General features: G+C 64.1%; 17 protein-coding genes. 15 read left to right on the forward strand and 2 right to left on the reverse strand.

Features of this window, described 5'->3' with window-relative positions:
- The first annotated feature begins 196 nt into the window (after window positions 1-196).
- The 13 genes from ACRCYW_RS01425 to nuoN all read left to right on the forward strand — a co-directional run bounded on the left by ACRCYW_RS01425 (window position 197) and on the right by nuoN (window position 15,386).
- On the forward strand, window positions 197-601 hold the full coding sequence (locus ACRCYW_RS01425) for an NADH-quinone oxidoreductase subunit A (protein WP_438548397.1): 405 nt from the start codon (window positions 197-199) through the stop codon (window positions 599-601).
- 29 nt (window positions 602-630) lie between these two features.
- Complete coding sequence (locus tag ACRCYW_RS01430; RefSeq protein WP_042640748.1) at window positions 631-1,305, forward strand: NuoB/complex I 20 kDa subunit family protein; 675 nt, start codon at window positions 631-633, stop codon at window positions 1,303-1,305.
- A gap of 2 nt (window positions 1,306-1,307) precedes the next feature.
- The gene (gene nuoC / locus ACRCYW_RS01435) at window positions 1,308-3,113 is read left to right on the forward strand and encodes an NADH-quinone oxidoreductase subunit C/D (protein ID WP_438548398.1); all 1,806 of its coding nucleotides are present in this window, start codon (window positions 1,308-1,310) and stop codon (window positions 3,111-3,113) included.
- Between the two features lie 61 nt (window positions 3,114-3,174).
- The gene (gene nuoE, locus ACRCYW_RS01440) at window positions 3,175-3,741 is read left to right on the forward strand and encodes an NADH-quinone oxidoreductase subunit NuoE (protein ID WP_438548399.1); all 567 of its coding nucleotides are present in this window, start codon (window positions 3,175-3,177) and stop codon (window positions 3,739-3,741) included.
- Window positions 3,738-5,123: an NADH-quinone oxidoreductase subunit NuoF gene (gene nuoF / locus ACRCYW_RS01445; RefSeq protein ID WP_438548400.1), complete on the forward strand. Its 1,386-nt coding sequence runs from the start codon at window positions 3,738-3,740 to the stop codon at window positions 5,121-5,123. The genes nuoE and nuoF overlap by 4 nt, the downstream gene beginning before the upstream one ends.
- 64 nt (window positions 5,124-5,187) lie before the next feature.
- Window positions 5,188-7,917, forward strand: coding sequence for an NADH-quinone oxidoreductase subunit NuoG (nuoG, locus tag ACRCYW_RS01450; RefSeq protein ID WP_438548401.1), 2,730 nt, complete (start codon window positions 5,188-5,190; stop codon window positions 7,915-7,917).
- Window positions 7,914-8,879, forward strand: coding sequence for an NADH-quinone oxidoreductase subunit NuoH (gene nuoH / locus ACRCYW_RS01455; protein ID WP_438548402.1), 966 nt, complete (start codon window positions 7,914-7,916; stop codon window positions 8,877-8,879). Before nuoG ends, nuoH begins: the two co-directional genes overlap by 4 nt.
- Window positions 8,880-8,969: 90 nt before the next feature.
- Window positions 8,970-9,512: an NADH-quinone oxidoreductase subunit NuoI gene (gene nuoI / locus ACRCYW_RS01460; RefSeq protein WP_438548403.1), complete on the forward strand. Its 543-nt coding sequence runs from the start codon at window positions 8,970-8,972 to the stop codon at window positions 9,510-9,512.
- A gap of 10 nt (window positions 9,513-9,522) precedes the next feature.
- A complete protein-coding gene (nuoJ, locus tag ACRCYW_RS01465; RefSeq protein ID WP_438548404.1) occupies window positions 9,523-10,074 on the forward strand; it encodes an NADH-quinone oxidoreductase subunit J in 552 nt (183 codons plus the stop codon).
- Entirely contained in the window at window positions 10,071-10,379 is a 309-nt protein-coding gene (gene nuoK / locus ACRCYW_RS01470) for an NADH-quinone oxidoreductase subunit NuoK (protein ID WP_010675036.1), read from the forward strand. The genes nuoJ and nuoK overlap by 4 nt, the downstream gene beginning before the upstream one ends.
- The gene (gene nuoL / locus ACRCYW_RS01475) at window positions 10,376-12,223 is read left to right on the forward strand and encodes an NADH-quinone oxidoreductase subunit L (protein WP_438548405.1); all 1,848 of its coding nucleotides are present in this window, start codon (window positions 10,376-10,378) and stop codon (window positions 12,221-12,223) included. The genes nuoK and nuoL overlap by 4 nt, the downstream gene beginning before the upstream one ends.
- A gap of 82 nt (window positions 12,224-12,305) precedes the next feature.
- Window positions 12,306-13,820: an NADH-quinone oxidoreductase subunit M gene (nuoM, locus tag ACRCYW_RS01480; RefSeq protein ID WP_438548406.1), complete on the forward strand. Its 1,515-nt coding sequence runs from the start codon at window positions 12,306-12,308 to the stop codon at window positions 13,818-13,820.
- A 102-nt stretch (window positions 13,821-13,922) separates the two neighbouring features.
- The gene (gene nuoN, locus ACRCYW_RS01485) at window positions 13,923-15,386 is read left to right on the forward strand and encodes an NADH-quinone oxidoreductase subunit NuoN (RefSeq protein WP_438548407.1); all 1,464 of its coding nucleotides are present in this window, start codon (window positions 13,923-13,925) and stop codon (window positions 15,384-15,386) included.
- 352 nt (window positions 15,387-15,738) lie between these two features.
- Here the strand turns inward: nuoN and purL are convergent, their stop codons facing one another.
- Window positions 15,739-19,632 carry a phosphoribosylformylglycinamidine synthase gene (gene purL, locus ACRCYW_RS01490; protein WP_438548408.1) on the reverse strand — a complete coding sequence of 1,298 codons (3,894 nt, stop codon included), beginning with the start codon at window positions 19,630-19,632 and terminating at the stop codon, window positions 15,739-15,741.
- Window positions 19,633-19,781: 149 nt separating this feature from the next.
- Here purL and mltF point away from each other — a divergent pair, with 149 nt between their 5' ends.
- Window positions 19,782-21,293: a membrane-bound lytic murein transglycosylase MltF gene (mltF, locus tag ACRCYW_RS01495; protein WP_438548409.1), complete on the forward strand. Its 1,512-nt coding sequence runs from the start codon at window positions 19,782-19,784 to the stop codon at window positions 21,291-21,293.
- A gap of 166 nt (window positions 21,294-21,459) precedes the next feature.
- Window positions 21,460-21,603, forward strand: coding sequence for a hypothetical protein (locus ACRCYW_RS01500; protein WP_438548410.1), 144 nt, complete (start codon window positions 21,460-21,462; stop codon window positions 21,601-21,603).
- A gap of 29 nt (window positions 21,604-21,632) precedes the next feature.
- On the opposite strand, the gene ACRCYW_RS01505 is transcribed toward ACRCYW_RS01500, so the two are convergent.
- A complete protein-coding gene (locus ACRCYW_RS01505; RefSeq protein WP_438548411.1) occupies window positions 21,633-21,866 on the reverse strand; it encodes a zinc ribbon domain-containing protein in 234 nt (77 codons plus the stop codon).
- Between the last annotated feature and the right edge of the window lie 18 nt (window positions 21,867-21,884).

The following is a 21,884-nucleotide window of genomic DNA, read 5'->3' on the forward strand; positions in this document are numbered from 1 at the left end:
AACTCAATCCGCCCTCTCGCAAAAGCGATTGAAAATGATTCTCAAATGAGAAAATTGACCTCGCTAGCAAAACACGATTTTCCTCCCGCTGATTAATAATTAATCCTTTGAAATGACATGTAAATCAGTACGGAAGTGGCATAATACGTAACACCCTTGTTAAGTCACATGATTAATTCGGTTAGGGAAAACCTATATGTTTGCTGATATTGCTGTCCAGCATTGGGCCTTTGCTGTTTATGTCATTGGGGCCATCTGTATCTGCCTGACCATGATTGGTCTCGCCGCCCTGCTGGGAGGCCGCGCTTACGGCCGTGCCAAGAACAAACCCTTCGAATCCGGTGTCGACTCCGTCGGCAATGCCCGTCTGCGCTTCTCCGCCAAGTTCTATCTGGTTGCCATGTTCTTCGTCATCTTCGACGTCGAGGCACTCTATCTGTTCGCCTGGTCCGTCTCCGTACGGGAGACCGGCTGGGTCGGCTTCATCGAAGCCGCCATCTTTATCACCCTGCTGCTGGTCGGTCTCATCTACCTGTGGCGCATCGGGGCCCTCGACTGGGCACCGAAGAAACCTGTCCTGACTGACAAGAAGCCAGACTGATTTACCGATTATCCCTTTGAGGTTGCACCATGAAGTACACCCTGACCCGGATCGACCCGGATGCGCCCGTTGAGCGCTACCCCCAGGAACAGCGCCAGACCGTCGAGGATCCCCTGGCCCAAGAGGCCTCGCGGGGCATCATGATCGGGCGCCTCGAAGAGGTGCTGCAAGACACCGTCAACTGGGGTCGCAAGAACTCCCTCTGGCCCTACAACTTCGGCATCTCCTGCTGCTACGTGGAGATGTGTACCGCCTTCACCTCCCCCCACGACGTGGCCCGTTTCGGCGCCGAGGTCATCCGGGCCTCACCGCGCCAGGCGGACTTCATGGTGATCGCCGGTACCCCCTTCATCAAGATGGCCCCCGTCATCCAGCGCCTGTATGAACAGCTGCTCGAACCCAAGTGGGTCATCTCCATGGGGGCCTGCGCGAACTCCGGCGGCATGTATGACATCTACTCGGTGGTGCAGGGCGTGGACAAGTTCCTGCCGGTTGACGTCTATATCCCGGGCTGCCCGCCCCGTCCCGAGGCCTTCTTGCAGGCATTGATGCTGCTGCAGGACTCCATCGGCAAGGAACGCCGTCCCCTCTCCTGGGTGGTCGGCGATCAGGGGATCTACCGTCCCCAGATGCAGGCCGAGAAGGAGCGTAAGCGCGGCGAGCGGATCAACGTCACCAACCTGCGCACGCCGGATGAGATCTGACCATGAAACTGACTCGAGAATTCCCCAATAACTACACCATGGCCCAGTGGCAACCCTCAGATCACGCCGATGCCCAGGTGGTGGGCGAGCTGTTCGCCCACTTCGGCGCCGAGCGTTTCACCGTCCAGAGCACCCGCACCGGCGTGCCGGTGATCTGGCTCTCCCGCGAGCTGCTGCTGGACGTGATGGGCTTCCTGCGCAAGCTCCCCTCTCCCTTCGTGATGCTGTTCGATCTCAGCGCCACCGACGAGCGGATGCGCAGCCAGCGCCACGGCCTGCCCGAGAGCGACTTCACCGTCTTCTATCACCTCATCTCCATCGACCGCAACGCCGACGTGATGCTGAAGGTGCCCCTCAAGGAGGGCGATCTCAACCTGCCCACCGTCAGCCGCCACTTCCCGAACGCCAACTGGTATGAACGGGAAGTCTGGGATCTGATGGGCATCACCTTCGACGGTCACCCCCACCTGACCCGCATCATGATGCCCAAGAGCTGGCAGGGTCACCCCCTGCGCAAGGACTACCCGGCGCGGGCTACCGAGTTCGATCCCTTCATGCTCGATGCGGTCAAGCAGGATCAGGAGCAGGACAACCTGCTGTTCAAGCCCGAAGAGTGGGGCATGGCCCGGGGCAACGAGAACGAAGACTACATGTTCTTGAACCTGGGGCCGAACCACCCCTCCGCCCACGGTGCCTTCCGCCTGGTGCTGCAGCTCGACGGGGAAGAGATCCGCGATTGCGTACCCGACATCGGCTATCACCACCGCGGTGCCGAGAAGATGGGCGAGCGCCAGTCCTGGCACAGCTACATCCCCTACACCGACCGGGTCGAGTACCTGGGCGGCGTGATGAACAACCTGCCCTATGTGCTGGCGGTCGAGAAGCTGGCAGGCATCAAGGTGCCGAACCGGGTCGACATGATCCGGGTGATGCTGGCGGAGCTGTTCCGCATCCAGAGCCACCTCTTGTTCATTGGCACCTATATCCAGGACGTGGGGGCCATGACCCCGGTCTTCTTCACCTTCACCGACCGCCAGCGGATCTACACCATCATCGAGGCCATCACGGGCGCGCGCATGCACCCGGCCTGGTTCCGCATCGGCGGCGTGGCGCACGATCTGCCCCAGGGCTGGGCTCGCCTCATCCAGGACAACCTGCTGAGCTGGCTGCCCAAGCGGCTGATGGAGTATGAAAAGGCCGCCATGCGCAACAGCATTCTGCGCGGTCGCACCATAGGCGTCGCCGCCTACAATACCGAACAGGCCCTGGCTTGGGGCACCACTGGGGGCGGCTTGCGCGCCACCGGCCTCAACTTCGACGTGCGCAAGTGGCGCCCCTACTCCGGCTACGATCAGTTCGAGTTCGAGGTGCCGATCGGAGCCAACGGTGATGCCTATGATCGCGCCCTGGTGCGCATCGAGGAGATGCGCCAGAGCATGCGCATCATAGAGCAGTGCATGAAGAACATGCCGGAAGGCCCGTTCAAGGCGGATCACCCCCTCACCACGCCGCCGCCCAAAGAGCGCACCCTGCAGGACATCGAGACCCTAATCACCCACTTCCTGCAAGTGTCCTGGGGCCCGGTCATGCCGGCCGCCGAGTCCTTCCAGATGATAGAGGCGACCAAGGGGATCAACAGTTATTACCTGACCAGCGACGGCTCCACCATGAGCTACCGGACCCGGATCCGCACCCCGAGCTTCGCCCACCTGCAGCAGATCCCCTCGGTGATCCGCGGCCAGATGGTGTCGGATCTCATCGTCTACCTGGGCAGTATCGATTTCGTTATGTCGGATGTAGATCGTTAAGTCCTCGCCGTGCCCCTAGGGGGCGACGGGACAAGAAGAATAAGCGACAGAAGGTCAAGTCATGAGCCAACAATGTCAGTGCCAGAACAACTCATCCCCAGCGGGACAAGGCCAGTGCCAGGGCAAGGGAGACGGACTCGTCCCCGGGCAACAGGACGGCTTCGTCCTGAGCCAGGCCGAGCGCGAGGCCATCGAACATGAGAAACATCACTACGAAGATCCCCGTGCCGCCAGCATAGAAGCGCTCAAGATAGTGCAGCAGGCCCGCGGCTGGGTACCGGACGGTGCTATCCATGCCATCGCCACCGAGCTCGGCATCCCCGCCAGCGACGTGGAGGGGGTCGCCACTTTCTATAGCCAGATCTTCCGCCAGCCGGTGGGTCGCCACATCATTCGCGTCTGCGACAGCATGGTCTGCTACATCAACGGTCACGAGCAGTTGCTGGCCGGCCTCAAAGAGGTGATGAACCTGGCCCCGGGCCAGACCTCGGCAGATGGCCGCTTCACCCTGCTGCCGGTCTGCTGCCTCGGCAACTGCGACAAGGGGCCGGCGCTGATGATAGACGACGACACCTATGGCGGCCTCGATGCCGTCAGCCTGCTCAAGACCCTGGAGGCCTACCCATGAGCCTGCAGCCCACCAAGCGTCTCGCCTCCCTCGGCACCGCCAACCGTATCGCCCGTGCGGCCGAGACTCACCCCCTCACCTGGCGCCTGCGGGACGACGGCCAGCCGGTCTGGCTGGAGGAGTACCAGTCCAAGCAGGGCTACGAGGCCGCCCGCAAGGCACTGGGCCAGATGAGCCCTGACGAAATCGTCAGCACCGTCAAGGACGCGGGCCTCAAGGGCCGCGGCGGCGCCGGCTTCTCCACCGGGGTGAAGTGGGGCCTGATGCCCAAAGACGAGAGCATGAACATCCGTTACCTGCTCTGCAACGCCGACGAGATGGAGCCGAACACCTGGAAGGATAGGCTGCTGATGGAGCAGCTCCCCCACCTGCTGATCGAGGGGATGATCATCTCGGCCCGGGCCCTCAAGGCTTACCGGGGCTACATCTTCCTGCGCGGTGAATACGTGGACGCCGCCGCCCACCTGCGCCGAGCGGTGGAAGAGGCCAAGGCCGCGGGTCTGCTCGGCAAGAACATCCTGGGCTCGGGGTTTGACTTCGAGCTGTTCGTCCACACCGGCGCCGGCCGCTACATCTGCGGCGAGGAGACGGCCCTCATCAACTCCCTGGAAGGGCGCCGCGCCAACCCGCGCGCCAAACCCCCCTTCCCCGCCGTCTCCGGCGTCTGGGGCAAGCCCACCTGCGTCAACAACGTCGAGACCCTGTGCAACGTGCCCGCCATCATCGGCAACGGCGTGGCCTGGTATCAGGGGCTGGCGCTGCCGGGTTCTGAGGATCACGGCACCAAGCTGATGGGCTTCTCCGGCAAGGTCAACAACCCGGGACTGTGGGAACTGCCCTTTGGCATCACGGCCCGCGAATTGTTTGAAAACTACGCCGGCGGCATGAAGCCCGGCTATCGCCTGAAGGCCTGGCAGCCGGGGGGCGCCGGTACCGGCTTCCTGCTGCCCGAGCACCTGGATGCCCAGATGTATGCCGGCGGCATCGGCAAGGTCGGCACCCGCATGGGCACAGGCCTCGCCATGGCGGTGGATGACAGCATCAACATGGTCTCCCTGCTGCGCAACATGGAGGAGTTCTTCGCCCGGGAATCCTGCGGCTGGTGCACCCCCTGCCGCGACGGCCTGCCCTGGAGCGTCAAGCTGCTGCGGGCGCTGGAGCGAGGCGAGGGTCAACCCGGCGATCTCGACACCCTGGCCCAGCTGTGCAACTTCCTCGGCCCGGGCAAGACCTTCTGCGCCCATGCGCCCGGGGCTGTCGAGCCCCTTGGCAGTGCGATGAAGTATTTCAGATCCGAATTCGAGGCCGGCGTCAAAGGCCATGGGGACAATCGCAAGCTGCTCAAGGGGATCCAACCCAATCTGCTGAGCGAGCGCTGGTAACGGCCGTTACTCGGCGACGCGCATTGCGCTGCACGTTTTATCTAATTGAAGTCAGGGAAGCTGTATGGCCACCATTCATGTAGACGGTAAAGAGTACGAGGTAGACGGGGCAGACAACCTGCTGCAAGCCTGTCTGTCTTTAGGGTTGGACGTCCCCTATTTTTGCTGGCACCCGGCGCTCGGTAGCGTCGGCGCCTGCCGCCAGTGTGCGGTCAAGCAGTATCAGAATGCCGACGACAAGCGCGGCCGCCTGGTCATGTCCTGCATGACCCCCTCCACCGATGGCAGTTACATCTCCATCGAGGACGAGGAGGCGAAAGAGTTTCGCAAGTGCGTGGTGGAGTGGCAGATGACCAACCACCCCCACGACTGCCCGGTGTGTGAAGAGGGGGGCGCCTGCCACCTGCAGGACATGACGGTGATGACGGGCCACAACAGCCGTCGCTACCGCTTCACCAAGCGCACCCACCAGAACCAGGATCTGGGCCCCTTCATCAGCCACGAGATGAACCGCTGCATCGCCTGCTATCGCTGCGTCCGCTACTACAAGGACTACGCCGGCGGTGAGGATCTCGGGGTCTATGGCGCCCACGACAACGTCTACTTCGGGCGGGTCGAGGACGGCACCCTGGAGAGCGAGTTCTCCGGCAACCTGGTGGAGGTCTGCCCCACCGGCGTCTTCACCGACAAGACCCACTCCGAGCGCTACAACCGCAAGTGGGACATGCAGTTCGCCCCCAGCATCTGCCAAGGGTGCTCGGTCGGCTGCAACATCAGCCCGGGTGAGCGCTACGGCGAGCTGCGCCGCATCGAGAACCGCTACCACGGTGCCCTGAACCACTACTTCCTGTGCGATCGCGGCCGCTTCGGCTACGGTCACGTCAACCTGGCCGAGCGCCCCCGCCAGCCCCTGCTGCGGGACGGCGGTGACAGGCTCGCCATCACGGTGGACGGCGCCCTGAACCGCGCCGCCGACGCCCTGCGCACCAGCGCCGGCGTCATCGGTATCGGCTCCCCCCGCGCCTCGCTGGAGAGCAACTTCGCCCTGCGCGAACTGGTGGGCGCCGCCAACTTCTACAGCGGCGTTGAGCAGAGCGAATGGGAGTGCCTGCAGAAGATGCTGCAGATCCTGCAGCACGGCGGCGTACGCACCCCGAGCCTGCGTGACATGGAAGAGGCCGACGCCGTGCTGGTGCTCGGCGAAGACGTCACCCAGACCGCCGCCCGCATCGCCCTGGCCCTGCGCCAGGCGGTCAAGGGCAAGGCCCGCGAGATCGCCCGCAAGATGAAGGTGGATCTCTGGCAGGTCGCCGCGGTGCAGACCCTGGGTCAGAACGAGCGCTACCCGCTGCTCATCACCAGCCTGGACAGCACCCGCCTCGACGACGTGGCGAGCGGCACTCTGCACGCCCCCCACGCGGATCAAGCGCGCCTCGGCTTCGCCATCGCGCACCTGCTGGACGGCTCGGCCCCGGCCCTGACTGACCTCTCCCCCGAGCAACAGGCCCTGGCCGCCCAGTGGGCCGAGTTGCTGGGCAACGCGAAAAAACCGCTTATCATCGCAGGCTCCGGTGCCCGCTCCCAGGTCCTGCTCGAGGCGGCAAGCAACATAGCCCGCGCCCTCAAGGGTCGCGGTCAGACCGTGGAGATCGCCCTGGTGGCGCAAGAGGCCAACAGCCTGGGTCTGGCCATGCTGGCCCAGGATGCCGCCCCGCTGGAGGCCGCCCTTGCCCGTATCGAAGGGGAGGACTCCCTCTCCCTCATCGCCCTCGAGAATGATCTCTACCGTCGCGCCCCCCGCAGCCGGGTGGATGCGGCCCTCGAGCGCCTGCAACACCTGCTGGTGGTGGATCATCAGGACACCGCTACCGCCCAGAAGGCCGGTCTGGTACTGCCAGCCGCCAGCTTCGCCGAGGCGGACGGCACGCTCATCAACATGGAAGGCCGCGCCCAGCGCTTCTTCCAGGTCTATGCCCCCGCCTTCTACGATGCCGACATCCAGGTGCGCGAGGGCTGGCGCTGGCTGGCCGCCCTGCAAGGGGTGCTGGATCGCAAGCCCCTGCGCTGGAACACCTTTGACGAGGTGAGTGCGGCCTGCGCCGCCAGCGCCCTGCTGCTCAACACCATGCGCGAAGCCGCCCCCAACGCCGGCCTGCGCATCCGTGGCATGAAGCTCGCCCGCGAGCCGCACCGCTACAGCGGCCGCACCTCCATGCTGGCGGATCAGAACGTGAGCGAGCCCAGGGTCGCGCAAGATCCCGATTCGCCGTTCGCCTTCTCCATGGAAGGCTACGCCGGTGCCCGCCAACCCCTGCAACAGGTGCCCTTCGCCTGGGCGCCGGGCTGGAACTCGCCCTCTGCCTGGAACAAGTTCCAGGACGAGGTGGGTGGCAACCTGCGTGCCGGAGATCCCGGTCGCCGTCTGCTGGAGCCGGGCGAGGATAGCCTGGGCTGGTTCGATAGCATCCCCGCCCCCTTCGGCGCCCAGGCGGCCCTGCAGGTGGTGAGCTATGACCAGCTGTTTGGCGCCGAGGAGCTCTCCGCCAAGAGCCCGGTCATCCAGGCCCGCATGGCGGAATCCACCCTGGTGCTGAACCCGGCGGACGCCCACCGTCTCTCTCTCAATGCCGGCAGTCAGGTCGCCCTCTCCTGGGGTGGCAACCACTGGCGTCTGCGCCTGCACCTGAGCGACAAGCTGGCACAGGGGCTGATCGGGCTGCCACTCGGGGTGAACGGCCTGCCGACCGCCCTGCATCACGCCCTTATCGATAACCTGCAGGAGGTCATCGCATGAGCGACTCCCTGATCGATCTGCTGATTGAGATTGGCAAGGCCCTGATAGTGCTGGTGGGGATCGTGGGGGCCGGCGCCTTCATGAGCTTCATCGAGCGCCGTCTGCTGGCGCTGTGGCAGGACCGTTACGGCCCCAACCGGGTTGGCCCCTTCGGCCTGCTGCAGCTGGCGGCCGACATGGTCAAGATGTTCTTCAAGGAGGACTGGATCCCGCCCTTCGCCGATCGCCGGATCTTCGTGCTGGCCCCCATCATCGCCTTCACCGCCTTCATTCTGGCGTTTGCGGTGGTGCCCATCACCCCCACCTGGGGCGTGGCGGATCTCAACGTGGGCCTGCTCTACATCCTGGCCATCGCGGGGCTGGCGGTCTATGCCGTGCTGTTCGCCGGCTGGTCGAGCAACAACAAGTACTCCTTGCTCGGCAGCCTGCGCGCCTCGGCCCAGACCCTCTCCTATGAGGTGTTCCTCGGCCTGTCCCTCATGGGCATAGTCATCCAGACCGGCAGCTTCAACCTCCGCGACATCGTCGAGGCGCAGGCCGGCATGTGGAACGTGATCCCCCAGATCCTGGGCTTCGTCACCTTCCTGTTCGCCGGGGTTGCCGTCACCCACCGCCATCCGTTCGATCAGCCGGAAGCCGAGCAGGAACTCGCCGACGGCTACCACATCGAATACGCGGGCATGAAGTGGGGTCTGTTCTTCGTGGGCGAATACATCGGCATCGTGCTGATCTCCTCCCTCATCGTGACCCTGTTCTTCGGTGGCTGGCACGGCCCCTGGCTGCCGCCCTTCATCTGGTTCGCCCTGAAGACCGCCTGTTTCATGGTGTTCTTCATCCTGCTGCGGGCCTCCCTGCCCCGCCCACGCTTCGACCAGGTGATGTCCTTTGGCTGGAAGGTCTGCCTGCCGCTGACCCTGCTCAACATGCTGGTCACCGGCGCCGTGGTGCTGATGAATGCGTAACAAGGCCGATATGGATATGACGACTGTGAGGCCGTCTGCGACCCCGAACCGGGCAGACGCCAGTGCTGATAAATGTGCAGTGAGGCACCTATGAAGATTACGAGCATTATCAAGGGTGTTGGTACCCAGTTGCGCAGCCTGGGCATGGTGTTCTCCCATGCCTGGCGCCCCCGCGAGACCCTGAGCTACCCGGAGCAGGCCGTCTATGCGGCCCCCCGTTTTCGCGGCCGCATCATACTGACCCGGGATCCCGACGGCGACGAGCGCTGCGTGGCGTGCAACCTGTGCGCCGTGGCCTGTCCGGTCGGCTGCATCTCCCTGCAGAAGGCGGAGCGTGACGACGGCCGCTGGTATCCGGAGTTCTTCCGCATCAACTTCTCCCGCTGCATCTTCTGCGGCCTGTGCGAGGAGGCCTGCCCCACCACCGCCATCCAGCTCACCCCGGATTTCGAGATGGGGGAGTATCGTCGCCAGGATCTGGTGTACGAGAAGGAAGACCTGCTGATCAGCGGCCCCGGCAAATACCCGGACTACAACTTCTACCGCATGAGCGGGATGGCCATCGACGGCAAGCCGAAAGGGGATGCCGAGAACGAAGCCAAGCCCATCGATGTCAAGAGCCTGCTGCCCTGAGGAGTCATTCATGGAACTGGCATTCTATGCCGCGGCCCTGGTCGCCATTTACAGCACGTTGCGGGTGATCAGCACCAGCAATCCCATGCACGCGCTGCTCAACCTCATCATCTCCCTCATCGCCGTGGCCATGATCTTCTTCTGCCTGGGAGCCTCCTTCGCGGGCGCCCTGCAGGTGATCGTCTACGCCGGCGCCATCATGGTGCTGTTCGTGTTCGTGGTGATGATGCTGAACCTGGGGAGCGCCCAGGATCAGGAGAAGAAGTGGCTCACCCCCACGACTTGGGGTGGTCCCGCCCTGCTCTCCCTCATCCTGCTCGGCTTCCTGGCCCACGGCATCCTCGGGGTGACCGGCGGCGAGCTTGGGCTGACCGATGTCAGCGCCAAGGAGGTCGGCATCGCCCTGTTCGGCCCCTACGTGCTGGCGGTGGAGCTCGCCTCCATCCTGCTGTTGGCGGGTCTAGTCACCGCCTATCACCTGGGCCGTGAGGACAAGCGCGGGGAAGTGCTCTCCGTCCCGAAAACCGCCCCGCAACCGAACCAAGAAGGAGGTCAGCAATGAGTGGTATCCCTATGGAGCACGGTCTTCTACTGGCGGCCATCCTGTTCGCCATCGGTCTGTGCGGCCTGCTTATTCGTCGTAACTTGCTGTTTATCCTCATGAGTATCGAGATCATGATGAATGCGTCCGCCCTGGCGTTCGTGGTGGCTGGCAGCCGCTGGGCCCAGGCCGATGGCCAGATCATGTACATATTGGTGATTTCTCTGGCGGCAGCGGAGGCCAGCATCGGCCTCGCCCTGTTACTGCTGCTCTATCGTCGTTACCACACCCTGAACGTGGACACTGTGAGCGAGATGCGCGGATGAGCCTCCTATACCTGACTTTCCTGTTCCCGCTGCTGGGATGGCTGCTGCTGGCCTTCTCCATCGGCCGCCTCGGCGAGCGCACCTCGGCGCTCATCGGAGTCGGCAGCATAGGCCTGTCGGCCCTGACCACGATCTGGGTCGGGTTCGACTTCCTCAATCACACGCCGGAAGGCGGTGTCTACACCCAGACCCTGTGGCAGTGGATGTCGGTGGGCGAGTTCCAGCCCGCCTTCCGCCTCTCCCTGGATGGGCTGTCGCTCACCATGCTGGGGGTGGTGACCGGGGTGGGTTTCTTCATCCACCTGTTCGCCTCCTGGTACATGCGTGGGGAAGAGGGCTACTCCCGCTTCTTCACCTACACCAACCTCTTCATCGCCAGCATGCTGTTCCTGGTGCTGGCCGATGACCTGCTGTTCGTCTACCTGGGTTGGGAAGGGGTGGGGCTGTGCAGCTACCTGCTGATCGGCTTCTACTACCGCAACCCCGCCAACGGCGCGGCCGCCCTCAAGGCGTTCGTGGTGACCCGGGTCGGTGACGTCTTCCTCGCCATCGGTCTGTTCGTGCTCTATCGGGAGCTCGGCACCCTCAACATCCAGGAGCTGCTGGTGCGTGCCCCGGCCATGTTTGCCGAAGGCTCCCCTGCCCTGTCGTTCGCCTGCCTGATGCTGCTCGGCGGCGCGGTCGGCAAATCCGCCCAGCTGCCGCTGCAGACCTGGCTGGCAGACGCCATGGCGGGTCCGACCCCGGTCTCTGCGCTGATCCACGCGGCCACCATGGTGACGGCGGGGGTTTACCTGATCGCCCGTACCCACGGCCTCTTCCTGCTGGCCCCCGAGATCCTGCATCTGGTGGCCCTGGTCGGTGCCATCACGCTAGTGTTGGCGGGCTTCGCGGCCCTGGTGCAGACCGACATCAAGCGCATTTTGGCCTACTCCACCATGAGCCAGATCGGCTACATGTTCCTGGCCCTCGGCGTTGGCGCATGGGAAGGGGCCATCTTCCACCTGATGACCCACGCCTTCTTCAAGGCGCTGCTGTTCCTCTCCGCCGGTGCCGTCATCGTCGCGACCCACCACGAGCAGAACATCTTCAAGATGGGGGGCCTGCGCAAGAGCCTGCCGCTGGTCTATGCCTGCTTCCTGGTCGGGGGCTCGGCGCTGGCCGCGCTGCCGCTGGTGACCGCCGGCTTCTACAGTAAGGACGCCATCCTCTGGCAGGTGCAGGCCAGTGGCCAGAGCGCCCTGCTGTGGGCGGGTCTGGTGGGGGCCTTCCTGACCTCCCTCTACACCTTCCGCCTGATCTTCATCGCCTTCCACGGCAAGGCGCAGACCGAGGCCCACGCCGGTCACGGCCTGGCCCACCAGCTCCCCCTGCTAGTGCTGCTGGTGCTCTCCACCGCGGTCGGTGCCTGGATCACGCCCCCCCTGGCGGGTGTGCTGCCAGCCGGCCCGGGGGATCACATCGAAGAGGGGCGTCACAGCCTCGAGATCCTCTCCGGCGCCATCGCCGTGGCAGGTATCGCGCTCGCCGCCTTCCTGTTCCTCGGCGAGCGTCGTCTGGCCAAGGGCATCGCAGAGAGTGCCCCCGGCCGTCTGCTGAGCACCCTCTGGTTCAACGCCTGGGGCTTTGACTGGCTCTATGACCTGCTCTGGGTCAAGCCCTACCTGCTCATGACCCGGCTGCTCGGCAAGGATCCTCTGGATCGGGCGATGAACCTGCCCGCCGTGCTGGCCCAGGCGGGCCACCAGCTGCTGGCCTGGACCGTCTCCGGCAAGTTGCGCTGGTACGCGGCTTCCATGGGTATGGGCGCCGCTCTGATCCTGGCCCTGCTGCTGCTCGGCTGAGGGTGCGCGACATGAGACAACACTCTGCGGCAGGCCAGGTGCCTGCCCCATTAGAACTAGAACCTAGACGAGAGCTGATATCGTGACCTTACTCTGGATCTTGTTAATTCCTTTTATCGGCGGCTTGATCTGCTGGCAGATGGAGCGCCTCGGCGGGCAGTTCGTCCGCTGGGTCGCCCTGCTCTCCATGGGTGCCTGCTTGCTGCTCTCAGGTGCCATCTGGCTCGGCAGTGACTTCTCCCTGGCCAACCCCGGCCTCCCGGTCTGGGCGGCGGAGTGGCAACTCCCCTGGATCCCCCGCTTCGGCATCTCCTTGCACCTGGCGGTAGACGGTCTCTCCTTGCTGATGGTGATGCTCACCAGCTTCATCGGCGTGCTGGCCATCCTCTGTTCCTGGAAGGAGATCGTGCAACGCATCGGCTTCTTCCACCTGAATCTACTGTGGATCCTGGGTGGTGTGCTCGGCGTCTTCATGGCGGTGGACCTGTTCCTCTTCTTCTTCTTCTGGGAGATGATGCTGGTCCCCATGTACTTCCTGATCGCGCTCTGGGGTCACTCGGTCACCGACGGCAAGTCCCGCATCAACGCGGCCACCAAGTTCTTCATCTACACCCAGGCGAGCGGCCTCATCATGCTGGTCGCCATCCTGGGACTGGTGCTGACCCATCACAGCGCCACCGGCGTCTTCACCTTCAACTATCAGGATCTGTTGAGCACCCCCATGAGCATGGGCGTGCAGTGGCTGCTGATGCTGGGCTTCTTCATCGCCTTCGCGGTCAAGATGCCGTTGGTGCCGCTGCACGGCTGGCTGCCGGATGCCCATAGCCAGGCGCCGACCGCGGGTTCCGTGGACCTGGCGGGGATCCTGCTGAAGACCGCCGCCTACGGCCTGCTGCGCTTCACCCTGCCGCTCTTCCCCGACGCCTCCGCCGCCTTCGCCCCCTATGCCATGGGGCTTGGCCTGTTTGGCATCGTCTACGGCGCCCTGCTGGCGTTTGCCCAGACCGACATCAAGCGTCTGGTGGCCTACACCAGCATCTCCCACATGGGCTTCGTGATGATCGCCATCTATTCGGGCAGCGAGCTGGCCCTGCAGGGAGCGGTCGTTCAGATGATCGCCCACGGCCTCTCTGCCGCCGGCCTCTTCATTCTGTGCGGTCAGCTCTACGAGCGTCTGCACACCCGGGACCTGCGCCAGATGGGCGGCCTCTGGGGGCGTCTGCGCTACCTGCCCGGTGTCATGCTGTTCTTCTCGGTCGCCTCCCTTGGCATGCCGGGCACAGGCAACTTCATCGGCGAGTTCCTGATCCTCATCGGCAGCTTCCAGGTGGCGCCCATCATGACCATCATCGCCACCTTCGGCCTGGTGCTGGCCTCGGTCTACTCCCTTATCATGCTGCAGCGCGCCTGCTTCGGCGCCCCCAAGGATGAGAAGATCCTCAAGGGACTGGACAAGCGGGAGCTCGCCATGATGCTGACCATCGCCGGCCTGCTGGTGCTGCTCGGTCTCTATCCCCAGCCGGTGCTGGATACCGCCAGCAGCAGCCTCTTGAGCGTGCTGCACTGGTATGCGCTGCCGGCCACAGGAGCACTGTGATGATGCCTTCTCTTTCGTCGTCCTTGTCCACGTCAGGAGCACTCTCATGACGCTTATCGCCTCTCAACTGCCGTCATGGCCGCTGGCCACAGGAGCACTCTCATGACGTTCACTGCCGCGCAACTGCTGGCCCTGCTGCCGCTGCTGCTGACTACCGGGGCCATGGTGGCCCTGATGCTGGCCATCGCCTGGAAACGCTGCGATGACACCGCCTTCGTGGTGACCATCACGGGTCTGAACCTGGCCCTCTTCTCCCTGCCCATCGTGATGGCGCAAGGAGATCAGGGGGTCACTCCCCTGCTGCAGGTGGACAGCTACGCCGTCTTCTACATGGGGCTGGTACTGATCGGTGCCCTGGCCACCTGTACCTTCGGCCGCTCCTGGCTCAAGGGCTACCCGGACAACCGGGAAGAGTTCTATCTGCTGCTGCTGATCGCCACCGCCGGCGGCCTAGTGCTGGCGGGCTCCCGTCATCTGGCGTCCCTCTTCATCGGGATCGAGATGCTGACCCTGCCCATGTTCGGCCTGGTGGGTTATGCCTACCGCGAGCGTCACTCCCTTGAGGCCAGTATCAAGTACATGGTGCTCTCCGCCACCGCCACCGCCTTCCTGCTGTTTGGCATGGCGCTGCTCTACGCCCAGGCGGGGAGCCTCAGCTTCAGCGACCTCGGCCTGACCCTGGCCCAGAGCCCGGCGCACCATCCGCTGCTGATGGGCGGCTTCGGCCTGATGCTGGTGGGCTTCGCCTTCAAGCTCTCCCTGGCCCCCTTCCACCTCTGGACCCCGGACGTCTACGAAGGGGCCCCGGCACCGGTGGCGACCTTCCTGGCCACCGTCAGCAAGATCGCCGTGTTCTGCGTGCTGCTGCGCTTCTACCTGGCGGTGCCGGCCACCTCAGACCCCATGATCCACTGGTTGCTGGCAGCCATGGCGGTCATCTCCATCGTCATCGGCAACCTGCTGGCCCTGATCCAGACCAACATCAAGCGGATGATGGGCTACTCCTCCATCTCCCACTTCGGCTATCTGCTGGCGGTGGTGGTGGCGAGTCGCCTCGGCCAGATCCCGGTGGAAGCGGCGGGTGTCTATCTCTTGATGTACCTCTTCACCAGCCTGGGGGCCTTCGGCGTCATCAGCATGATGTCCAGCCCTTACCGCGGCAAGGATGCGGACTCCCTGCACAGCTACCGCGGCCTGTTCTGGAAGCGCCCCTACCTGACGGCGGTGATGACGGTGATGATGCTCTCCCTGGCGGGCATCCCCATGACCCTGGGCTTCATCGGCAAGTTCTACCTCATCGGCGTCACCGTCGAGGCGCAGCTGTGGTGGCTCTCCGGCGCCATAGTGCTCGGCAGCGCCCTGGGGCTTTACTACTACCTGCGGGTCATGGTCACCCTCTACCTGCGGGAACCCGGCATGCAACTGCGCGATGCCACCGCCGACTGGGCCTTCTCCTCCGGTGGCCTGGTGGTGTTGCTCTCCGCCATCCTGGTCGTGGCACTGGGTATCTACCCCCAGCCCGTCATCAGCCTGGTGCAGGGCTTCCAGAACGTGGTCTTGCGGTAAGCTGCGTTAAGCCTCAGACACACAACAAAAACCGGCCCCAGTGGCCGGTTTTTTTATATCCCGACAGAAGGGAACCTCACCCTGCCCACACTGGGTAGACCCACGGCTCGGTGCCTTCCCTCTCCCCTCTTCCTCATCGGCTTATCAAGCCGTCGTTTCCCAAACATTCAGTGAATACTGAAGCTGTCAGGCTATGGCTTATGCGGCAGTGAGGCACTGAGGCACTGAGGCACTGAGGCACTGAGGCACTGAGGCACTGAGGCACTGAGGCAGGATGACCCTACCCTTATCTGCGCCCATAAAAAAACCGGCCAAGAGGCCGGTTTTGATTGCTACCGAGATGAGGCTGAGATTAACCCAGACGCACGCGGGCATTTCTGAACATCCGCATCCAGGCACCATCCTCGCCCCAGTTGTCCGGGTGCCAGGAGTTCGCCACGGTACGGAACACCCGCTCAGGGTGCGGCATCATGATGGTTGCGCGGCCATCCGCCGTGGTGACGGCGCAGATGCCGTCCGGCGAGCCGTTCGGGTTGGCCGGGTACTGCTCGGTGACCTGACCACGGTTATCCACGAAGCGCAGACCCACCAGGGCGCTCTGTTGCAGCGCGTTCAGGTGAGCGCTGTCACGCACCTCCACCCGCCCTTCCCCGTGGGAGACGGCGATGGGCATGACGGAGCCCTTCATGCCGGCGAAGAAGGCGGACGGAGAGTCCTGCACTTCCACTAGGCTGAAGCGCGCCTCGAAGCGCTCGGAGCGGTTGCGCACGAAGCGTGGCCAGAGCTCCGCCCCCGGGATGAGATCCCGCAGGTTGGACATCATCTGGCAGCCGTTGCACACGCCAAGGGAGAGGGTGTCAGCGCGCTCGAAGAAGCGCTGGAACTGCTCGCGGGCGCCGTCGTTGAACAGGATGGACTTGGCCCAGCCCTCGCCCGCTCCCAGCACGTCGCCGTAGGAGAAGCCGCCACAGGCCACTAGGGTCTGGAACTCCTCCAGCTTGATCCGGCCGGAGAGAATATCGCTCATATGCACGTCGACGGCGGTGAAGCCGGCGCGGTCGAAGGCCGCGGCCATCTCCACATGGGAGTTGACCCCCTGCTCGCGCAGCACCGCCAGACGGGGGGAGACACCGCGAGCGATATAGGGGGCGGCCACATCCTCGGACGGGTTGTAGGTCAGCCTGGCCTGCAGACCCGGATCGGTCGCATCCTGACGGGCGGCGTGTTCGCTGTCCGCGCATTCCGGGTTGTCCCGCAGGCGCTGCATCTGCCAGCTGGTTTCGCCCCAGATGGTGCGAAGGGCGGTGCGGCTGGCGCGATACACATCCTGGCCTGCGCGCTGGAACAGGATGAGGTCGTCTTCCCGCACAGTGCCCAGCACGTGGGAGCAGGCGGCCAGGCCGTGACCGGCCAACAGGGTCAGCACGGCTTCCTTGTCCTCGCGGCGGATCTGGATGACGGCGCCCAGCTCCTCGTTGAACAGGGCAGGCAGCAGGTCGCCACCGATGCGGTCGAGCTGGATGTCGAGGCCGCAGTGACCGGCGAAGGCCATCTCGGTCAGGGTGACGAAGAGGCCGCCGTCGGATCTGTCGTGGTAGGCGATGAGTTTTCTGTCCGCCACCAGCGCCTGGACGGCGTTGAAGAAGCCCTTGAGCTGCACCGGATTGTCGAGATCCGGCGCGCTTTGTCCAAGCTGGCGATAGACCTGGGCCAGGGCCGAGGCGCCGAGGCGCTGTTTGCCGTTGCCAAGGTCGATGAGGATGAGGTCGGTTTCACCGAGATCGGTGCGCAGCTGCGGGGTGACGGTGTTGCGCACGTCTTCCACCCGGGCAAACGCCGAGATGAGCAGGGAGAGCGGCGAGGTGACGCTGTGATCCACCCCGTCCTGCTGCCAGCGGGTCTTCATGGACATGGAGTCCTTGCCCACCGGAATGGTGATGCCGAGGGCCGGGCAGAGCTCCTCCCCCACCGCCTTGACCGCCTCGTAGAGGCCGGCGTCTTCGCCGGGGTGACCGGCAGCGGCCATCCAGTTGGCGGAGAGCTTGACCCGCTTGAGGGAACCGATATGAGCTGGCGCCAGGTTGGTCAGGGCCTCGGCCACCGCCATACGGGCGGAGGCGGCGTGGGAGAGCAGCGCCACCGGGGTGCGTTCCCCCATGGACATGGCTTCACCGTGGTAGCCGTCATAGGTGGCGGCGGTGACGGCGCAATCCGCCACCGGGATCTGCCAGGGGCCGACCATCTGGTCGCGGTTCACCAGACCCGTGACGGTGCGATCGCCGATGGTGATGAGGAAGGACTTCTCCGCCACGGTCGGCAGGCGCAGCACCCGCTCGGCGGCCTCGCTCAGGGTGATGCCATCGAGGGCCAGCGGCTTGCCCTGAGCGGGCAGGCTGGCGACATCGCGGTGCATCTTGGGCGCCTTGCCGAGCAGCACGTCCAGCGGCAGATCGATGGGCTGGTTGTCAAAATGACTGTCCGACAGCGTGAGATGCTTCTCTTCGGTGGCGGTGCCGATGACCGCATAGGGGGCACGTTCACGCTCGCACAGGGCCTTGAACAGGGGCAGCTTCTCCTGGGCCACCGCCAGCACGTAGCGCTCCTGGGATTCGTTGCACCAGATCTCGAGCGGGCTCATGCCCGGTTCATCGCTCGCGATGGCGCGCAGATCGAACTTGCCGCCCCGCTCGCCATCGTTCACCAGCTCCGGCATGGCGTTGGAGAGGCCGCCGGCCCCCACGTCGTGGATGAAGACGATGGGGTTATCATCACCGAGCTGCCAGCAGCGGTCGATCACCTCCTGACAGCGGCGCTCCATCTCGGGGTTGTCCCGCTGCACGGAGGCGAAGTCCAGATCCTCGGCGGACTGGCCGGAGGCCATGCTCGATGCCGCGCCGCCACCCAGACCGATGTTCATGGCCGGACCACCCAGCACGATGAGGGCGGCCCCGACAGGGATCTCCCCCTTCTGGACGTGCTCGGTGCGGATGTTGCCGATACCGCCCGCCAGCATGATGGGCTTGTGATAGCCCCGCACCTCGACGCCGTTGTGGCTCGGCACCTGCTCTTCGAAGGTACGGAAGTAGCCGAGAATGGCCGGACGGCCGAACTCGTTGTTGAAGGCGGCGCCGCCGAGCGGCCCCTCCTGCATGATGTCGAAGGCGCTGACGATGCGGCTCGGTTTGCCGAAATCCTGCTCCCAGGGCTGCTCGAAGCCGGGGATGCGCAGGTTGGAGACGGAGAAGCCCACCAGGCCCGCCTTGGGCTTGGCGCCACGGCCTGTAGCACCCTCGTCGCGGATCTCGCCGCCGGAGCCGGTGGCCGCCCCCGGGAAGGGGGAGATGGCGGTCGGGTGGTTGTGGGTCTCCACCTTCATCAGGATGTCGACCCGCTCCTGGTGATACTGATACTCGCCGCTGGCGGGGCTGGGGAAGAAGCGGCCCCCTTCGCTGCCTTCCATCACGGCGGCGTTGTCTTTATAGGCAGACAGGACATGGTCTGGCGTCTGCTCGAAGGTGTTCTTGATCATCTTGAACAGCGACTTGGGCTGCTGCTCGCCGTCTATGGTCCAGTCGGCGTTGAAGATCTTGTGACGGCAGTGCTCCGAGTTCGCCTGGGCGAACATGTAGAGCTCTATGTCGTTCGGGTTGCGGCCAAGCTTGGTGAAGTTCGCCACCAGATAGTCGATCTCGTCCTCGGCCAGTGCCAGGCCGAGGGCCACGTTGGCCTCAGCCAGGGCGGCACGACCGCCTCCCAGCACGTCCACCTGGGTGAAGGGGCGCGGCTCGTGGTGGGCGAACAGGGCGGCCGCCTCGGTCAGCTCGTCAAACACCGTCTCCATCATGCGATCGTGCAGCAAGGCGGCGACCTCGTCACGCTGGGCAAGGGTCAGCTCGCCCTTGGCCTGCACGTAATAGGCGATGCCGCGCTCGAGGCGCTTGACCTGATTCAGACCGCAGTTGTGGGCGATGTCGGTTGCTTTGGAAGACCAGGGGGAGATAGTGCCGGGACGGGGGGTAACGAGGAATAAGTGACCGCTTGGGGTGTGTTCTGGGATGGTCGGGCCGTAGCGCAGGAGCTGGCCCAGGGTCGCTCGCTCGGGGGGCGACAATGGGCTCGACAGCTCGGCGAAGTGCACATATTCGGCATAGACGCTCTCTATCTCTACTCCTCTCTGCACGCAGCTTTGCAGCAGCTTGTGGACACGAAACTCAGACAGTGCAGGGGCACCACGCAAGATTTCCATATACCTTTCTCACCAAGTTTTAGAGTGTGGGGGGATTTGAGACGCGCGTATTATAGGGATCAGGCCCACCACGGACAAACGTTTTTCTCATCTCTGGCGATGTGACTCCCTCCACACTCTCTGGTATAAAGGAGCCTCTTTTTTGACAAATGCCGATTTTTTCAACAAGGGTACTCACCTACTTGCGCTGCATTTTTCGACTGTTTATCGGGATATGGTTGACCCTGGCCCTGGCCGGTTGTGACTTCTACTCCCCCTCCAGCCAGCTGGAGCAGATCCGCCAACGGGGCGAGATCCGGGTTGGCACCCTCTATGGCCCCACCTCTTATTACCAGCGAGACGACGTCGCCCAGGGCTTCGATTACGAGCTCGCCCAACACTATGCCGACTGGCTGGGGGTCAAGCTGACCATCATCCCCGCCTACAGCACCGCCGAGCTGGTGGAGATGCTGGAGAAGGGGAAACTCGATCTCGCCGCCGCCGCCATAGTAGTCACCCCGGAGCGGCGCAAGCTGTTTCGCTTCGGCCCCGGCTTCTATCAGGTCGCCCCCAAGCTGGTCTATCGCAACGGCTCCCCCAGACCCAAGGATCTCGGGGATCTCAAGGGCTCCATCGTCGTACCCGCCGGCTCCACCGGCGAGGATCTGATGAAAGAGCTCGCCAAGCAGCATCCCAATCTCGACTGGAGCATCAACCGGGATGCGGACGTGGAGGAGCTACTCAAGCAGGTGGCGGACGGCGAGGTGGACTACACAGTGGTGCAGGACACCGTCCTGGCCCGTACCCAGCGCTACTACCCCGAGCTCACCGAGGGGATGACGCTCGCCAAGAAGCAGGCGGTGGCCTGGGCCATGACCAAGCTGCCGGATGACAGCCTCTACGCCAGCATCATCGACTTCTTCGGCCAGCGTTTCATGGATGGCTCCATCGCCAAGCTGGACGAGAAGTACTTCGGCCACGTGCAGAACTTCGACTTCGTCGACACCCGCACCTTCCTGCAGCGGGCCAAGAGCCTGCTGCCCAAGTACCAGTCCCTGTTCCAGGCCCACGCCAAGGATATCGACTGGCGGCTGCTGGCGGCCATCAGCTACCAGGAGTCCCACTGGGACCCCCAGGCGCGCTCCTACACCGGGGTGCGCGGCATGATGATGCTGACCGGCCCCACCGCCAAGGCCATGGGGGTGAGCGATCGCCTGCACCCGGAGCAGAGCATCAAGGGGGGCGCCCGCTACCTGCAGGAGATGATGGAGAAGGTGCCGGACTCGGTACCGGAGGATGAGAAGGTCTGGTTTGCCCTCACCGCCTACAACATCGGCTATGGCCACATGATGGACGCCCGTCGCCTCACCAAGGAGCTCGGCAAGAATCCCGATGCCTGGAGCGACGTGAAAGAGGTGCTGCCGCTGTTGCAGCAGGCCCGCTGGCACCGCAAGGTACGCTACGGTTACGCCCGTGGCGGCGAGGCGCGCAACTACGTCAACAACGTGCGCCAGTACTACCAGAGCCTGCTCTGGCTCGACAACGAGCAGCAGAAGGCCCAGCGCCGCGAGACCCAGGGGGAGGATGACGGCAGCGAACCCACGGCGCCAACCTCACCCGTCGCCAGCGCGGAGCGTCCCACCATCATCGCCGAGGTGGTCAAGCAGATCATCACCCCCTGAGGAAGCGTCTCGGGGTGTGTTTTCCGGCGCCGTTCTCTGTTAACATTCCCACTGTAAAAGGCTTGTTAAAACCCCCTTTATCACAGCATATTCATCAGCTTGTGATATCAGAGGAATAATGGCGAGCCATGCCAGAGACGCAGGACGAGCAGACAGGAGAAACCAGATGCGAGCCCGAAAAAGATTGCTGGTCAAGAAGACCAAGTGTGCCTGGAGCCCCAGACGCAAGCTCAGACTCAATGACATGAAGCGCAAGATATGGCGCCGAAACCGCTCCTACAGTCTGCTGATTGCGGAGCACACGGAATAAACCCGGCCTTGGCCGGGTTTTTTAATGGCTCAGGCTTGCTCTGCCGGGGTCAGCTCGAACTGCACCGCCCGCTTGGAGATCAGGCTGTTGCAGTGATTGCAGAAGTAATCCACGGCGCCGCACGCCTTGAGCCGCTCCAGCTCCTGCTGGCAGGTGTGGCACAGGGCCCTGACCCGGTAGGCGGCCTGACACTGGGGACACCGGGTCTGGTGACTGCGACTGTCCAGGCCGCTGCCACAGGCCGGGCACATCAAGGGGTTCATGCTGGGCTCCTCTTCGCG

The sequence above is a fragment of the Aeromonas sp. genome, assembly GCF_051657805.1.
Classification (GTDB): Bacteria; Pseudomonadota; Gammaproteobacteria; order Enterobacterales; family Aeromonadaceae; genus Aeromonas.

Coding starts and splice junctions, on each gene's coding strand:
- ACRCYW_RS01505 (WP_438548411.1), bottom strand. CDS start 21,866: ATGAACCCCTTGATGTGCCCGGCCTGTGGCAGCGGCCTGGACAGTCGC.
- nuoI (WP_438548403.1), top strand. CDS start 8,970: ATGAAGATTACGAGCATTATCAAGGGTGTTGGTACCCAGTTGCGCAGC.
- nuoJ (WP_438548404.1), top strand. CDS start 9,523: ATGGAACTGGCATTCTATGCCGCGGCCCTGGTCGCCATTTACAGCACG.
- nuoL (WP_438548405.1), top strand. CDS start 10,376: ATGAGCCTCCTATACCTGACTTTCCTGTTCCCGCTGCTGGGATGGCTG.
- nuoH (WP_438548402.1), top strand. CDS start 7,914: ATGAGCGACTCCCTGATCGATCTGCTGATTGAGATTGGCAAGGCCCTG.
- mltF (WP_438548409.1), top strand. CDS start 19,782: ATGCCGATTTTTTCAACAAGGGTACTCACCTACTTGCGCTGCATTTTT.
- nuoC (WP_438548398.1), top strand. CDS start 1,308: ATGAAACTGACTCGAGAATTCCCCAATAACTACACCATGGCCCAGTGG.
- purL (WP_438548408.1), bottom strand. CDS start 19,632: ATGGAAATCTTGCGTGGTGCCCCTGCACTGTCTGAGTTTCGTGTCCAC.
- nuoN (WP_438548407.1), top strand. CDS start 13,923: ATGACGTTCACTGCCGCGCAACTGCTGGCCCTGCTGCCGCTGCTGCTG.
- nuoK (WP_010675036.1), top strand. CDS start 10,071: ATGAGTGGTATCCCTATGGAGCACGGTCTTCTACTGGCGGCCATCCTG.
- nuoE (WP_438548399.1), top strand. CDS start 3,175: ATGAGCCAACAATGTCAGTGCCAGAACAACTCATCCCCAGCGGGACAA.
- nuoG (WP_438548401.1), top strand. CDS start 5,188: ATGGCCACCATTCATGTAGACGGTAAAGAGTACGAGGTAGACGGGGCA.
- ACRCYW_RS01425 (WP_438548397.1), top strand. CDS start 197: ATGTTTGCTGATATTGCTGTCCAGCATTGGGCCTTTGCTGTTTATGTC.
- ACRCYW_RS01430 (WP_042640748.1), top strand. CDS start 631: ATGAAGTACACCCTGACCCGGATCGACCCGGATGCGCCCGTTGAGCGC.
- ACRCYW_RS01500 (WP_438548410.1), top strand. CDS start 21,460: ATGCGAGCCCGAAAAAGATTGCTGGTCAAGAAGACCAAGTGTGCCTGG.
- nuoF (WP_438548400.1), top strand. CDS start 3,738: ATGAGCCTGCAGCCCACCAAGCGTCTCGCCTCCCTCGGCACCGCCAAC.